General features: G+C 43.3%; 13 protein-coding genes. 10 read left to right on the forward strand and 3 right to left on the reverse strand.

Translation table 11 applies throughout. From position 1 onward, the window contains the following. Positions 1 to 7: 7 nt before the first annotated feature. From dxs to hemE, 4 genes are all read left to right on the forward strand, one after another. Positions 8 to 1,885, forward strand: a complete 1,878-nt coding sequence (gene dxs / locus ICN43_RS03775) for a 1-deoxy-D-xylulose-5-phosphate synthase (RefSeq protein ID WP_216199883.1) — start codon at positions 8 to 10, stop codon at positions 1,883 to 1,885. Between the two features lie 13 nt (positions 1,886 to 1,898). Continuing rightward, positions 1,899 to 3,110, forward strand: coding sequence for a Coenzyme F420 hydrogenase/dehydrogenase, beta subunit C-terminal domain (locus ICN43_RS03780; protein ID WP_216197274.1), 1,212 nt, complete (start codon positions 1,899 to 1,901; stop codon positions 3,108 to 3,110). Positions 3,111 to 3,229: 119 nt separating this feature from the next. After that, positions 3,230 to 4,198, forward strand: coding sequence for a B12-binding domain-containing protein (locus ICN43_RS03785; RefSeq protein WP_216197275.1), 969 nt, complete (start codon positions 3,230 to 3,232; stop codon positions 4,196 to 4,198). Positions 4,199 to 4,215: 17 nt separating this feature from the next. Next, positions 4,216 to 5,319 (forward strand): uroporphyrinogen decarboxylase, encoded by a 1,104-nt coding sequence (hemE, locus tag ICN43_RS03790; protein WP_216197276.1) that lies wholly within the window; start codon positions 4,216 to 4,218, stop codon positions 5,317 to 5,319. A 124-nt stretch (positions 5,320 to 5,443) separates the two neighbouring features. On the opposite strand, the gene ICN43_RS03795 is transcribed toward hemE, so the two are convergent. Continuing rightward, on the reverse strand, positions 5,444 to 5,881 hold the full coding sequence (locus tag ICN43_RS03795) for a rubrerythrin family protein (RefSeq protein ID WP_046329724.1): 438 nt from the start codon (positions 5,879 to 5,881) through the stop codon (positions 5,444 to 5,446). A 426-nt stretch (positions 5,882 to 6,307) separates the two neighbouring features. Here ICN43_RS03795 and ICN43_RS03800 point away from each other — a divergent pair, with 426 nt between their 5' ends. Together ICN43_RS03800 and ICN43_RS03805 are read left to right on the forward strand one after the other, a co-directional pair. Next, positions 6,308 to 7,645: a heterodisulfide reductase-related iron-sulfur binding cluster gene (locus tag ICN43_RS03800; RefSeq protein WP_216197277.1), complete on the forward strand. Its 1,338-nt coding sequence runs from the start codon at positions 6,308 to 6,310 to the stop codon at positions 7,643 to 7,645. 25 nt (positions 7,646 to 7,670) lie between these two features. Further along, positions 7,671 to 8,255 carry a DUF3501 family protein gene (locus ICN43_RS03805; RefSeq protein WP_216197278.1) on the forward strand — a complete coding sequence of 195 codons (585 nt, stop codon included), beginning with the start codon at positions 7,671 to 7,673 and terminating at the stop codon, positions 8,253 to 8,255. Positions 8,256 to 8,270: 15 nt separating this feature from the next. Here the strand turns inward: ICN43_RS03805 and ICN43_RS03810 are convergent, their stop codons facing one another. After that, complete coding sequence (locus ICN43_RS03810; protein ID WP_216197279.1) at positions 8,271 to 9,197, reverse strand: LysR substrate-binding domain-containing protein; 927 nt, start codon at positions 9,195 to 9,197, stop codon at positions 8,271 to 8,273. Between the two features lie 154 nt (positions 9,198 to 9,351). Here ICN43_RS03810 and ICN43_RS03815 point away from each other — a divergent pair, with 154 nt between their 5' ends. Further along, positions 9,352 to 10,245, forward strand: coding sequence for a hydrogen peroxide-inducible genes activator (locus tag ICN43_RS03815; protein WP_255533413.1), 894 nt, complete (start codon positions 9,352 to 9,354; stop codon positions 10,243 to 10,245). A 28-nt stretch (positions 10,246 to 10,273) separates the two neighbouring features. Here the strand turns inward: ICN43_RS03815 and ICN43_RS03820 are convergent, their stop codons facing one another. Further along, positions 10,274 to 11,188: a LysR family transcriptional regulator gene (locus ICN43_RS03820; RefSeq protein WP_216197280.1), complete on the reverse strand. Its 915-nt coding sequence runs from the start codon at positions 11,186 to 11,188 to the stop codon at positions 10,274 to 10,276. 108 nt (positions 11,189 to 11,296) lie between these two features. On the opposite strand from ICN43_RS03820, the gene ICN43_RS03825 reads away from it, so the two are divergent. From ICN43_RS03825 to ICN43_RS03835, 3 genes are read left to right on the forward strand one after another with little or no spacing between them, the layout of a single operon-like run. Next, positions 11,297 to 12,556, forward strand: coding sequence for a flavin-dependent oxidoreductase (locus ICN43_RS03825; protein WP_216197281.1), 1,260 nt, complete (start codon positions 11,297 to 11,299; stop codon positions 12,554 to 12,556). Between the two features lie 29 nt (positions 12,557 to 12,585). Continuing rightward, the gene (locus ICN43_RS03830) at positions 12,586 to 13,491 is read left to right on the forward strand and encodes a dihydrodipicolinate synthase family protein (RefSeq protein ID WP_216197282.1); all 906 of its coding nucleotides are present in this window, start codon (positions 12,586 to 12,588) and stop codon (positions 13,489 to 13,491) included. A gap of 13 nt (positions 13,492 to 13,504) precedes the next feature. Next, positions 13,505 to 14,470, forward strand: coding sequence for a tripartite tricarboxylate transporter substrate binding protein (locus ICN43_RS03835; RefSeq protein ID WP_255533510.1), 966 nt, complete (start codon positions 13,505 to 13,507; stop codon positions 14,468 to 14,470). The last annotated feature ends 6 nt before the right edge of the window (positions 14,471 to 14,476 follow it).

Here is a 14,476-nt window from a genome sequence, read left to right on the forward strand (position 1 = left end):
GCTCAAAATGACTAACCTCCTTGAAACTATATCCAATCCAGAGGAATTGAGAGCTTATGATGTATCTCAGCTTCCTCAGATTGCTCAAGAATTACGTCATTTCATCTTAAGCTCTGTATCAAGTACTGGAGGACATCTCTCATCCAATTTGGGTACTGTTGAGCTTGCTTTGGCCCTGCATTATGTTTTTGATACGCCACATGATCGTCTGATCTGGGATGTGGGTCATCAAAGCTATGCCCATAAGGTGCTGACAGGTCGCAGGGAGGCAATGTCTGGTTTGCGACAGTACGGCGGCATCTCCGGTTTTCCTAAGCGTAGCGAGAGTAAATATGATGCTTTTGGCACAGCCCATTCATCTACCAGTATCTCAGCAGCTTTGGGAATGGCAGTAGCGGCTAAAACAAAAAATGAGAAGCGTAATGTAGTGGCGATTATTGGTGATGGTGCAATGAGTGCTGGAATGGCATTTGAGGCAATGAATAATGCTGGCGTAAATAAAAAAGTTCCACTCATTGTGATTCTGAATGACAACGAGATGTCCATTTCACCAGCAGTAGGTGCGCTGAACCGCTATTTAGTAAAGTTGATTTCTGGTTCCATGTACGCCGCTACTAAGCGCGGTATCGATAAAGTGCTCTCTGTAGCACCGCCCATTCGTGAATTTGCAAAAAGGTTAGAAGGACATGCAAAAGGGATGGTGGGCCCTGCAACTATTTTTGAAGAGTTTGGTTTTGACTATTACGGCCCAATAGATGGCCATAACTTAGAGGTATTAATTTCAACCCTAGAAAATGTGAAAACACTGGCTCAAACTGAGGGGCCCCAGTTCCTTCATATCATTACTAAAAAAGGTAAAGGCTATTCATTAGCAGAGCAAGATCCCATTGCCTATCATGGCCCCAGTGCATTTGATCCAATAGCGGGGATTGTGTCAAAGCCAGTAGTTAAGAAAACCTACACTCAAGTATTTGGTGAGTGGTTATGTGATATGGCGCAGGCAGATGAGCGCTTAATCGCAATTACTCCTGCTATGCGTGAGGGCTCAGGGTTAGTCGAGTTTGAAAAGCGTTTTCCTGATCGTTATTACGACGTAGGTATCGCTGAGCAACATGCCGTTACATTTGCCGCTGGAATTTCCTGTGAAGGACTAAAACCAGTAGTTGCGATTTATTCGACATTCTTACAGCGTGGCTATGACCAGCTGATACACGATGTGACATTGCAAAACTTGCCGATGGTTTTTGCAATTGATCGAGCGGGAATGGTGGGGGCTGATGGTGCAACTCATGCTGGTGTTTTTGATATTGCCTTTTTACGCTGCTTACCAAATTTAGTATTGATGACACCATCAAACGAACAGGAATGTCGAGCAATGCTGACAACTGCCTTTAAACATGATGGTCCTGCAGCGGTGCGTTATCCACGCGGTTCTGGAGCTGGATTAGAAACAGCAGATCAGCCTTTAGAGGCACTACCAATCGGCAAGGGACTTGTAGTTCGCTCAATTGATAAATCATTATCTCCAAAGAAAAGGATTGCTTTCATATGTTTTGGCCCTTTGCTGTATAGCGCACTCTCAGTGGCTGAAGAAATCAATGCCACCGTTATAGATATGCGCTTTGTGAAGCCTTTGGATGAGAAATTATTATTAGAAATCGCTGATGGTCATGATGGACTAGTTTTTGTAGAGGACAGTGCTACTAAGGGTGGTGCTGGTAGTGCTTGCTTAGAAGTTTTGTCAGATAACAATGTCCATATTCAATCTTTATTGCTAGGGCTACCTGATGAGTATGTAGAGCATGGTGAAGTTAACTTGCTGTTAGATAGCTACGGACTATCCAAGGAAAAGATTAAACAAAGAGTTATGGCGCGTTTCTTATAAGGTCTGATGAAGAGTGGAGTCAATTGAAGTTGCCCCATTTCGGGATTTATGTACCGATTGCGGTGTATCTCGAACTACGCAACCCAAACGTTGCGCAACTGCCTGTCAGTTTATTCAGCCTAACTACCCTAAATTTGAGGCATTAGCTCACGGCAGGGAGCGTATTGAGGATAGTTCTGACGAGATCTTCTTTGGCCCCTATTTGGAAATGTTTAGGGCCAGGCTAAAGACGCCATTAAAAGGTGCTCAATGGACCGGAATTATCACGAGACTTTGCGAGGTGCTACTAGAGCAAGGGCTTGTTGAAGCAGTCATTACCATGAGCTCTGATCCTGACGATCGTTGGAAGCCTGTGCCGGTGATTGTGACAAGATCTGAAGATATGGCGCAATGCAGGGGAATGAAGATGGGTTACGCCCCAATCATTCAATATCTCGAGCAGGCAAAAGAGATGGGGTATAAAAAAGTGGCTATGGTGGGTATTCCATGTCAGGTCTATGCTGCTAGAGCGCTTGAACAAGAATTTGGCTTTGAGAAATTGCTCATTATTGGTTCGCCTTGTTCCGATAACACTTCTACCGAAAATTTTCATCAATTCTTAGGCCTGCTTTCCGAAAAGCCGGAAACTATTTCTTATCTAGAATTTAGGGCTGACTATCACGTTGAAATTCGCTTTGAAAATGGCCAAAAGCAAGAAATACCTTTTTTGAAATTGCCTCTATCTAATTTGCCTGCCGATTTTTTCCCTACCACCTGCAAAACTTGCGTTGACTATGTCAATGCACTATCTGATATCACAGTTGGATATATGGCAGGCACAGGTGAGCAGTGGATCATTGTTCGTAATACTAAAGGCCAAGGTCTAGCGAGATTGCTTGCTCAAGAGCTTATTTTGGAGCCCGTTTCCTCTGCTGGTAATCGTCTAAGTCCTGTAAAAGGTTTTATGAAGAATGTGGAACTAGCTGCGGGCGGCTTGCCACTGCAAAGAATGCCAAATTTTTTAAGAGGAATATTTGCTTGGGTAATGCCTCGGTTTGGTCCAAGGGGCCTTGAATTCGCTAAAGCAAGGATTGAGATGAAGGCCATAGAGTCGGTGATTCATTTGCGTCAGGTTGCGCCGCACAAAATGAAAAATATGGTTCCGCCACATATTTGGAAACTTGTACGGACATATGGATTAAAGCCTCAATTTGATGAAATCAAGAGTTCTAGGGAAAGCACCTAGCATTAAGTCTTTGTTATTTGATCCAAATCAATTTATAAAGTAAAGATTCCAATAAAGAGGCTCTTAGGCAGCCACGGTTTATTTCAAAAACTATTTTGAGACCGTGTCTTGATCAAGTGATGTTCATGAATTTATCCAAGCTAGTGAGCATTGCGGGGTTCAGAAAGAAATCTGCTCGTGACGATTTCGAAGTGAATCAACAGCAGACGACCAAAGCGTCGAATGATATGTGGGATGACTGCTTGGTATCTAATGCACCGTCAAAATCCACTTTCGAGCAAGATAAAAAAACTCATCCAATAGAAAAAGCCTGCACAGAGGGTGAGTATCTTGAGTCTCTTGTAAAAACGATTGAGGGAAATATTCTTCCGCTCATTATTGAGCAACATTTAGATTCATCCATCCCTGCGCAATTCCCAGCCAAGCAAATCATTGACCAGAAAGCTGTGGAGGATTTGACTAAATTAGTCTTGCAAGAAGATGCTCGCATTTCCGTTGACTACGTAAAAAAGATGCATGGTTCTGGCACCGCTTTAGAAGATATCTATCTACTCCTACTGACTCCAGTGGCTAGAAAATTAGGAGAAATGTGGGAAGAAGATGAGTCTAGTTTTACAGAGGTCACTATCGCTCTTTGGCGTATCAAACAACTGATGTATGACCTAAGCCCTATTTTTCAACAGTATGCTGAGCAGGGTAAATCCGGCTCCAGCATTATGTTGGTACCATTGCCTGGATCTCAACATAACTTAGGTCTCTTTATGGTCTCCGAGTTTTTTGCAAAAGCTGGATGGCGTATATGGGGAGAATTGGCCGCTACTGAAGAAGAGATTGTTTCAATGGCTGCCAACGAATGGTTCGACATTGTTGGTTTATCAGCTAGCGTTCGAGAGCAATTTCCGCAATTAAAGGAATTAATTAAGAGCATTAAAGCTAAGTCGAAGAATCCTAATGTGGGTGTCATCATTGGCAGTCCTGTTTTTAATCAATCCCCCGAACTTAAAGATGATCTAGGGGCAGACATGGTTGGCATGAATGCTGAGGATGCGCTTGAAAAAGCCACTTTTTATGTAGAGCAATTGCGCTAAATTATCAACATCAGTCTATGGCAGTCCAGTTAGAAAATGATTTATTTATAAAGGCTTGTTTTTGTCGCCAGACTGACAGAACACCTGTCTGGCTAATGCGTCAGGCTGGGAGATATTTGCCTGAGTATAAAAATACCAGATCTAAGGCAGGAAGTTTCTTGGAGCTGGCTAAAAATCCCGATTTCGCTACTGAGGTAACGTTGCAGCCAATTGATCGTTTTGGATTGGATGCGGCCATTTTATTTTCCGATATCTTAACTATTCCCGATGCAATGGGTTTAGAGCTATCTTTTGAAAATGGTGATGGGCCACGGTTTGCCAAGCCCTTAAGATCTGAGCGTGAGGTGAACCAATTACGTGCGGCTAATATGGAAGAATTGCATTATGTCTTTGATGCAGTTAGCTCAATAGCAAAGGCACTTACTTCTAATGGCAAGCAGCAAGTACCCTTAATTGGATTTTCTGGAAGTCCTTGGACCTTAGCTTGCTACATGATTGAAGGCTCAGGCTCGCGCGATTTTTCCTTGGCTAAGAAGATGCTGTATGAGCGGCCCGATCTATTGCAAAAAATTCTAGATATCAACATTCAATCAGTGAGTGAATATTTACGCTTACAAATAGATGCAGGTGCGCAGGCTGTGATGATCTTTGATACCTGGGGCGGTTTATTAACCTCAGCAGATTATTTGCAATACTCACTACAGCCTATGTCAAAGATTATTCAAGACATACGCAGCCATCCAACATACGATGCAGTACCGATCATCTTGTTTACCAAGGGTGGTGGCATTTGGTTAAGTGATATTGCTAAATCAGGGGCTGATGTGTTGGGCCTTGACTGGACTATTAATCTATCTAAAGCACGCGAGGTGATTAATCAAGCAACAGGCAAGCAAATAGCCATACAAGGCAATTTAGATCCATCGATTCTTCTATCCAATCCAGAAGAGATTGAAAAGAGAGTACAGCAATGCTTTGATGATTTATCTTCTGTCAAATTGGCAGATAGGAGTCCATTGGATGGCCATATTTTTAATCTGGGTCATGGCATTAGCCAATTTACGCCCCCTGAAAATGTTGCCGCATTAGTCTCAAAGGTCCGTCAGTGCTCAGTGAGGTAAATCATTTGCGCAAAGTGATGGTGCTGGAAGATAAGTAATTGGGTATCACTCTAGCGCCAATTGATTGAATTAAAAAAGCCCCCGAATTTTCATTCGAGGGCTTTTAAATAAATGACTTAGCTAATTAAGCGTTTGCCAAGTGTGCTTCTAAAGTCTTAGTGAACTTGTTAGCGTGGCTGCGCTCAGCCTTTGCTAATGTTTCAAACCAGTCAGCGATTTCGTCAAAGCCTTCATCGCGTGCTGTCTTAGCCATGCCTGGGTACATGTCTGTGTACTCATGTGTTTCACCAGCGATAGCTGCTTGCAATGCTTCAGCAACTGTCTTGGCTGGCATACCAGTACCTGGCTCGCCTGCGCCGCCTTCGATCAAATACTCCATGTGACCATGGGCGTGGCCTGTTTCGCCTTCAGCTGTTGAGCGGAATACTGCTGCAACATCATTTGCACCAGCGATATCAGCTTGGTTCGCGAAATATAAATAACGACGGTTTGCCTGTGATTCACCAGCAAATGCTTCTTTCAAAGACTGCTCAGTCTTTGTACCTTTTACGGTTTTAGCCATGATTGACTCCTAAAAACGGTTAGTTGAAATTGGGTGATTCGCTAAGTTACTAGCTCAATAAAAGTTCACCTGCGTGAGATTATGAACAAATCTGAGGATTTGAATAATCATATTTTTGTATTGACTTGATAGCTAAAAACAACTGATAAGCAAATATCAATTAATAAAATATAACGCTAATTAAGTCCTTGGAGGCGGTAATTTCTGGCTACCTTAGCTATAAAAATAGAGATATAGCGATAAAAGTTAGTAATTACTATCGATTTAATCAATCTCCAGTGAGTATTCTGGGTATTTCAAAGTACTTAATTAGGTATTTTCTATGAAGATCGTTAATTAATACAATTTTACTATCGACCTAGAGAGTCCTACACTAATTCTTATTCAATTTAGACATTGCAGTCGTTCACACAGTAGAGGACAAACATGACAACTCGCGAAGGTAGTTTAGAGGCTCCAACCAGACATCCCTTGGATTGGCAAAATCCGAAGTTCTATGACAAGGCTGATTTGGAAGCGGAGATGGAGCGCGTCTTTGATCTTTGTCATGGCTGCCGACGATGCGTGAGCCTTTGTGGATCGTTCCCAACCCTCTTTGATCTAGTGGATGCCACTGAAGATCTGGAGATGGAACAGGTTGATAAGGCGGATTACCAGAAGGTGGTCGACCAATGCTACCTGTGTGATGTTTGCTATATGACCAAGTGCCCTTATGTTCCACCTCATCCTTGGAATATTGATTTCCCTCACCTCATGTTACGTGCCAAGGCAGTGAACTTTAAGGATGACAAGGCGACTTTCCGCGACAAACTCCTCTCTTCTACAGACAAGCTCGGGCATTTTGCGGGTATTCCAATCGTGACTCAAGCTGTAAATGCAGTGAACAGTACAGGCCTTGCCCGCTTGGTGATGGAGGGTGCTTTAGGTGTGGATAAGAATGCCTGGATTCCAGAGTATGCGCCGAAGACATTCCCGCAGCTTGCCGCAAAGTCTGAAAATCTACCAGTGGTTGATGGTGCAAAGACCCCTGGAAAAGTGGCTATTTATGCTACTTGCTACATTAACTACAACGAACCAGGCATTGGCCAAGACCTCATTAAGATTTTGAAACATAATGCCATCCCTTATGAGTTGGTGGATAAAGAAGCCTGTTGTGGCATGCCAAAACTAGAGTTGGGTGATTTAGAGTCCGTTGCGCAGAATAAGGAAAAAAATATTCCTAAGCTAGCAAAGTTGGCACGTGAGGGGTATGCAATTCTTACCCCAATTCCATCATGCACTTTGATGTTTAAGCAAGAGTTGCCCCTGATGTTCCCTGACTGTACTGATACTCAGCTAGTCAAAGAAGCAATGTGGGATCCATTTGAGTACTTTATGGCACGTAATTCGGATGGTTTGCTTAAAAAAGATTTTAGTAAAGAGCTTGGGCATGTGAGTTATCACATGGCTTGCCATTCTCGAGTGCAAAACGTTGGCCAGAAGACAGCTGAAACCCTTAAGCTTGTTCCGGGCACCGAAGTCAATGTTGTTGAGCGCTGCTCAGGACATTCTGGAACTTGGGGTGTGAAGAAGGAGTTTCATGAAACAGCGATGAAGATTGGTAAACCGGTTTTCAGAAGAATGGCGGAGGAAGAGCCAAATTACATTAGCTCTGACTGCCAGCTTGCCGGACATCACATTGAGCAGGGTATGGAGGAATTGGGTTTGCCAAAATCTGAAATGGCTCATCCCTTGACTTTGCTTGCTAAGGCCTATGGCCTCTAATTTATTGATATAGAAAGATTACAGTATGGGAACAATTACACGTGATAGCCTTTTAAGTCTCGAGGCTTATCATAAAGAGCGTCCAGCTTTTCGTGAGAAGGCAATTAAAGAACGACGCATGCGAACAGTGCATCTTGGAGATCATGTAACCATGATTTTTGAGAATGAATTTTTGATGCGCTACCAGATTCAAGAAATGTTGCGTGTTGAAAAAACATTTGAAGAAGAGGGTATTGAAGATGAGCTGAATGCCTACAATCCCTTGGTGCCAAGTGGTTCAGACTTCAAAGCAACGATGATGATTGAGTACCCTAATGAAGCGGACCGTAAGGTTGCACTTGCAAAATTAGTTGGCATCGAGCACCAAATGTTTATTGAAGTAGAAGGTCAGCCACGTGTTTATGCAGTTGCTGATGAGGACTTAGAGCGCTCGACTGCTGATAAAACATCCGCAGTTCATTTCATGCGCTTTGATCTTACGGCTGATATGAAAAAGGCATTAAAGGCGGGGGCGCAGATGATGGTTGGTTGTGACCATAAGGGTTACCCAATGCACGTACAAACACTTCCCCACGAAACCTTAGCTTCTTTGGTCTCAGACTTAAACTAATTGGGTTTACTGGCTTTAGATGTATTTCACTCCGGGCAGGGCGCATTGACGAATGACTTCAGCGAGTTCATTCATTGCCGCTGCTCGGGGAAAGTTCTTTCTCCAAACAAGGCAAACCCTTCTTGTTGGAATGGGGTCATCAAAAGGAATGTAGCGAATTAGTTGATCTGGTGTGGCTACATCAGGTGCAGAGGTTCGTGGCAATACTGAAATTCCAATACCACTTGCTACCATCTGTCGAATCGTCTCAAGAGATGATCCTTCAAAACTACGCTGCTCACCAATAGTTGAGCCCGATCCTAAGCGATTTAATTCTGGACATACGCCCAGAACATGATCTCGAAAGCAGTGGCCCGTTCCAAGTAATAAAGTATTTTGCTCTTTAAGTTCGCGATGCGGTATTGATTTACGATCCTCCCAGGGGTGCCCTTTTGGAACGGCAACTAAAAATGGTTCGTCATACAAATCAATCTGATTGAGTCCGGCACTTGCAAAAGGCTCGGCAATGACCACGCAATCTAGAGCGCCTTGACGCAAGACCTCGAGCAGTCGAACTGTAAAGTTCTCCTCTAGAAATAGTGGTGCATTAGGTAGTCGTTCTCTTGCAATTCTGACCAAGCTTGGTAATAAATAGGGGGCAATCGTATAGATAGCGCCTAAGCGCAGTGGTCCGGAGAGGGGATCTTGCCCATGCTTGGCTAGATGCTTTAAAGCATTTGCCTCCTCAAGAACTCTTTGGGCTTGATCTACTATTAGGGCGCCTAAACTAGTCATCGCGACTTCGGTATTTGTACGCTCAAAGATTTGCGTATTGAGCTCTTCCTCTAATTTTCTGATGGCAACAGATAAGGTTGGCTGCGAGACAAAGCATGCATCTGCCGCTCTTCCAAAATGGCGCTCACGAGCAACAGCGACGATATAGCGTAATTCAGTTAGTGTCATAGTGAATCATTATGATGTGATTAGAGATTTTGTGCATAGAGCTCATAAACAATATTTTAAGTAATCTGGTAGTAGATCAGAATCAATCCTGCATTATGGATTTGTTTAGGCTAATGAGATAATTTACATTGCCACAACAATTAAAAAAGAGCAAATGATGGCTTCCTTGCCGACTATTAAACAATTGCGATATCTGCTTGCTTTGAGTAAAACTTTGAACTTTACTAAAGCTGCTGAAATGTGTTTTGTTGGGCAGTCCACATTAAGTGCTGGGCTAAAGGAATTGGAAGATGCGCTCGGAGTGCAATTAGTTGAGCGAGATAAGCATTCCGTCTCAATGACTCCGATTGGGAAAGGCGTTGTTGATCGCGCACTGCAATTAATTGCACAGGTAGATGATTTAGTTGAGTTCGTAGAGAGCGCAGCTGGAACCATGCTAGGTTCGATCAAGTTGGGTGTCATCCCGACAATCGCTCCGTTCCTGCTCCCTTCGCTATTGTCTAAGATGAGGGAGCGCTACCCTGATTTGAAAGTGATACTCAGGGAAGATTTGTCGGACAAGCTGATCGATAAACTGAATCGTCACGAATTAGACTTCGCTTTAATAGCGCTTCCTTATGACACTACCGGTTTTTTGGTTAAGGAGTTATTTGATGATGAGTTTTGGTTGATAGGAAATCAGAATGATCCAGATCTAAAAAATAAAGAGATTCAGTTGTCTCATAAATTGACCGACAGACTTTTATTATTGGAAGAGGGGCACTGCTTGCGTGACCATACTCTAAAGGCCTGCAAAAAGAGCGCCTTGACTGACCATGAAAGCATTGAAGCTACAAGTCTATTAACTCTGGTGCAAATGGTCGAATCAGATCTAGGAATCGCATTATTGCCAGAAATGGCTGTTAAGTCTGGATTGCTGAAGCAAACCAAGTTAATTGCTAGACCGCTAACTGCTCCCGCTCCTAAAAGAATCATTGCCTTAGTCGCAAGACTATCTACGGCAAGAATTGAAGAATTTAATGCATTGGTGAGCGTGATCAAGTCTTAATCAAAAAACCACCCGTATTTCATAGCAACTAATGTGATTTCAGCCATTGAGTTGTAAATTCGCTTGCAAGATCCAGAAATCTTTTTACGGTGAGCTTTGAAGAGTGGTTGCGATACGCAATACTTAGGGGAACCGTCATCACAGAATTTGGATGAAATGTTTTATAGACAATACTATTGGGTTGAATTCCTTGCATAGACTTAGGTACGATAGCAATGCCTAATCCTGAGGCAACGAGATTTAGTGCGCCGATAATCCGGTAAACAAGTTGGGCTGATTTTGGTTCAAAGCCTGCTTTAGTGCACTCCTCAATCAAAAATTCTTTAATGCCCGAGCCATTCACTTGTTGATAAAAAATAAAATGTTCATCACGGAGATCTTTGAGGTGAATGGTTTCATTTTGCACCTGAGCCAAGGGATGGTTCACTGGGATCGCAATGACCATATCCTCTTTTAATAGCTCCATGCTGATAATGCTGGGATATGGTTTTACGGAAGATCTAGAAAATGCAATATCAATACGCTCTTGTTCTAGATCATTAATGAGATCATGGGCCGCCCCTTCTTCAATTTCCACGGCAATGAGAGGGTAAGTTTCTCGAAATACGCGCACTAAGTCCGGCGTCATTTGATGCATCAATGCGGAGCTTGTAAAGCCGAGGCGGATGCTACCTTCTTCTCCCATATTAAAGCCTTGAATGCGTTGGGTGGCTTTATCAACGCTGGCAAGAATTTCTCTAGCATCTCCTAAAAAGACTTTGCCGGCTGGGCTCAGTCGAATTAGCCGCGACTCACGAATAAACAACTGCACCCCAAGCTCTTGCTCTAGCAATTTAATTTGATGGCTTAAGGGGGGTTGCTTAATGCCTAAGTTGGCCGCCGCGCGAGTCATGTGCTCCTCTTGGGCAACTGCAACAAAATAGCGTAAGTGTCTTAACTCCATCAAAAATGCCTTTTTGATATTTATAAAGTATTAATTTAACACTTTTATGGTATTAGACAAAAAAATAAATATCAATTAGATTGAGAAACATTATTTAGGAGGCGGATCATGGAAAAAGACACTGAAGTAGCCATTGTTGGTGGGGGTATTGCTGGATTATTTTTGGCAATCAGCTTGCATCAAATCGGAGTTAAAAGTCGGGTATATGAGGCGGTTACTGAATTGCAACCCCTCGGCGCTGGTATCAATTTACTGCCCCATGCTGTTCGTGAGCTAGATGAATTGGGATTATTAGAGGCGCTTGACCGAGTTGGCATTCGCACTAAAGATGCCTCTTACTATAACCAGCACGGTCAGTTGATTTATCGAGAGATTGTAGGTCAGGCTGCTGGATACCAATGGCCGCAATTCTCTATCCATCGCGGTGATTTGCAAATGCTTTTACTCGATGCAGCAAAAGCTCGCATGGGGGATGACGTGATCGCCACGAATCACAAATTTGTTGGTTATGAGCAGGATGATCATGGTGTGACGACACACTTTGTGAATCGTGATGGGGAGCCCTTACCTTCTGTTCGCTCATCAGTGATGATTGGGTGTGACGGGATATATTCCGTACTAAGAGGTCTGTTATATCCAGACGAAGGAGAGCCCAAGTATTCAGGCTACACCATTTGGCGTGGCGTAACGCCATTTAAACCATTCCTGAGTGGCGCCGACACCATTCGCGCAGGGTGGATGCCAGTAGGAAAAATTATGATTTATCCCATCAGAAATAACATTGATGACGAGGGTAATCAGCTCATGAATTTTGTGGCCACCCAAATTCGCCCCAAGCCTGAAAAATGGAATTTTCATGGCGCTGCTAAATTAGAAGATTTCTATGAGGCTTATGAAAAATGGGACTTTGATTGGCTTGACATCAAAGGGCTGCTCCAAAAAACTGAAAAATTCATGGTTTATCCCATGGTAGATCGTGATCCATTACCAACATGGACTAATAAGCGTGTGACATTAATGGGGGATGCGGCTCACCCGATGTATCCAAGAGGATCTAATGGGGCAGGGCAGACCATACTTGATGCAAGATTTCTAACGGGAGCATTTAAACGTCACGGGGTTTGTGAAGCGGCCTTACAGGAATACGATAAAGAACGTGTTGCTGCAACTGGTAAAGTTGTCTTGATGAATCGTGCTAATCCGCCAGATACCATCTTAAAAGTGGTTTATGAGCGCACAGGTGGCAAGCGTTTTAACAAGATTGAAGATGTCATTAGTCAATCGGAGCTGGAAGCTATACTTAATGACTATAAAAATGTTGCTGGATTTCAGGTAAAGCAATTAGAAAATAAACCAGCATACGTATAAGTAATATTTCAGTATTTGGAGGAGACAAAATGAGTTTAGAGCTTAAGCTACCGGGGCTAATCGTTCCGCCCCTGACGCCGTTCAATGATCAGCAACAGGTTGACTATCAATTATTAGAAAACGGCGTTAACTATGTCGTTGATGACTGTAATGCGGCAATGGTTATTGCTGCCGGTGTAGAAGCCCAGGAGTATCACTACTTAAAGTTTGAAGAGCGCAAAGAGCTTATCAAGCGAACAATCGAGTTTGTCGATAATAGATGTCCCGTAGCAGTTGGGATTTCTCATCCTTCTTATAAGATAGCGCTTGAGCTTGCCCACTATGCGCAGGATTTGGGTGCGCAGGCTGTGCAGTTGCTTGCACCACTGAGGGCTTTTGGAGGCGAGCCCTCTCATCAAGAAACCTTAGATTACTTTAGTGCCATCTTGAGTGATATTAAGGTTCCCATGGTGCTGTATCTCAACCCGGGGCCTGGAGCAAATGTTTCGATCCCAACAACGGTTGCGCTTGCCAAGCTCAAAGGGGTAGATTACGTCAAAGAAAGCTCAAGAGACCTATCGCGCGTATCTCGTCTCATTGCTGAAATTGAATTGGCTGGACATGCAAAATATTTCACAACCATGCAAATGTTATTGATTACCTTGCAATTGGGCGGATCCGGAGTGACATTACCGCCGCCTGCAGCATATTTAGCTAACAAGGTAGTTAAGGCATTTACCAAAGGGGACTTAAAAGAGGCAACCCGCTTGCAATTACAGTTTGCTAGCTATCCAAATCGATGGATGGGTCATGGGCTTACGCCGACAATGAAGGCTTCATTAAAGATCTTGGGAATGTCGGCAGGTGATCCTTATCCTCCGCATCCACCCATTGGCGGCGATGATTTAAAAGCCTTAGAGGCTTACTTAAAAACAACTGATTTTCTTATTAAGTAAGGAGTAGTTTGTGATGATTTTTTCGAAAAAGAAATTAATTGCCTTGGGTTTGGTGTTGATATCCTCTTGGTCAATCGCACAAACGGATTATCCTAAAAGGCCAATTACCATCATTGTTCCTTATGCAGTGGGAGGTGGCGCTGATCAGGTAGCTCGCTTACTTGGGCAGCAATTAAGTCTTCGATTGAAACAATCAGTTGTGATTGAAAATCGGGGGGGTGGCAGCAACACGATTGGAATGAACCTTGTAGCTAAAGCGGCGCCAGATGGTTATACATTAGGACTTGCTACGCCGACATTTTTAATGACGCCATCGATTCTGAAAAATCACCCCTATGATCCGCTAGGAGACTTTACGGGAATTGCGGTAGCTGCAGATGCGCCATTAGTTTTAGCGGTCAATTCAAAGCTGCCAATTAAAACCGTAAAAGATTTAATTGAGTATGGCAAGGCTCGTCCCAATGAATTGAACTGGGCTTCCGGAGGAACTGCATCTACGCAAGGACTTGCAGGCCTATTATTTAGCATGACTGCTGGTATACAAACTACCCAAGTGCAGTACAAAGGGAGTTCGCAAGGTTTAAATGATTTGCTGGGCGGTAGTGTCCAGTTTATGTTCAATCCAATGCCATCGATCATTCAGCATGAACGAAGTGGGAGGATCAGAATATTGGGCGTCGCTGGAACTCAGAGAATGACTAAATATCCAGAGTTCCCATTAATTTCTGATACCTTGCCTGGATTTCAAGCATCGGGTTGGTTTGGTTTTGTCGCCCCAAAGGGAACCCCGCCCGCCATCCTGGATTTGCTAAATAAAGAATTTAATGAAATTGTCAAAGATCCTGCAATTCGTGACAGGTTAATTGACGATGGATTGGAGCCAAAAAATATCACGAGAGAGGCCTTTAATAAGAGCCTTCAATCTGAGTTTGCTAAATATCAAAAAATATTAGCAACCCAAAATATTGTCAAAGAATAAAAAGAT

This window comes from Polynucleobacter sp. UK-Mo-2m-Kol15, assembly GCF_018881505.1.
Lineage (GTDB): Bacteria > Pseudomonadota > Gammaproteobacteria > Burkholderiales > Burkholderiaceae > Polynucleobacter.

Coding starts and splice junctions, on each gene's coding strand:
- dxs (WP_216199883.1), top strand. CDS start 8: ATGACTAACCTCCTTGAAACTATATCCAATCCAGAGGAATTGAGAGCT.
- ICN43_RS03795 (WP_046329724.1), bottom strand. CDS start 5,881: ATGGCTAAAACCGTAAAAGGTACAAAGACTGAGCAGTCTTTGAAAGAA.
- ICN43_RS03835 (WP_255533510.1), top strand. CDS start 13,505: ATGATTTTTTCGAAAAAGAAATTAATTGCCTTGGGTTTGGTGTTGATA.
- ICN43_RS03825 (WP_216197281.1), top strand. CDS start 11,297: ATGGAAAAAGACACTGAAGTAGCCATTGTTGGTGGGGGTATTGCTGGA.
- ICN43_RS03785 (WP_216197275.1), top strand. CDS start 3,230: ATGTTCATGAATTTATCCAAGCTAGTGAGCATTGCGGGGTTCAGAAAG.
- ICN43_RS03800 (WP_216197277.1), top strand. CDS start 6,308: ATGACAACTCGCGAAGGTAGTTTAGAGGCTCCAACCAGACATCCCTTG.
- ICN43_RS03810 (WP_216197279.1), bottom strand. CDS start 9,197: ATGACACTAACTGAATTACGCTATATCGTCGCTGTTGCTCGTGAGCGC.
- ICN43_RS03805 (WP_216197278.1), top strand. CDS start 7,671: ATGGGAACAATTACACGTGATAGCCTTTTAAGTCTCGAGGCTTATCAT.
- ICN43_RS03815 (WP_255533413.1), top strand. CDS start 9,352: ATGATGGCTTCCTTGCCGACTATTAAACAATTGCGATATCTGCTTGCT.
- hemE (WP_216197276.1), top strand. CDS start 4,216: ATGGCAGTCCAGTTAGAAAATGATTTATTTATAAAGGCTTGTTTTTGT.
- ICN43_RS03820 (WP_216197280.1), bottom strand. CDS start 11,188: ATGGAGTTAAGACACTTACGCTATTTTGTTGCAGTTGCCCAAGAGGAG.
- ICN43_RS03830 (WP_216197282.1), top strand. CDS start 12,586: ATGAGTTTAGAGCTTAAGCTACCGGGGCTAATCGTTCCGCCCCTGACG.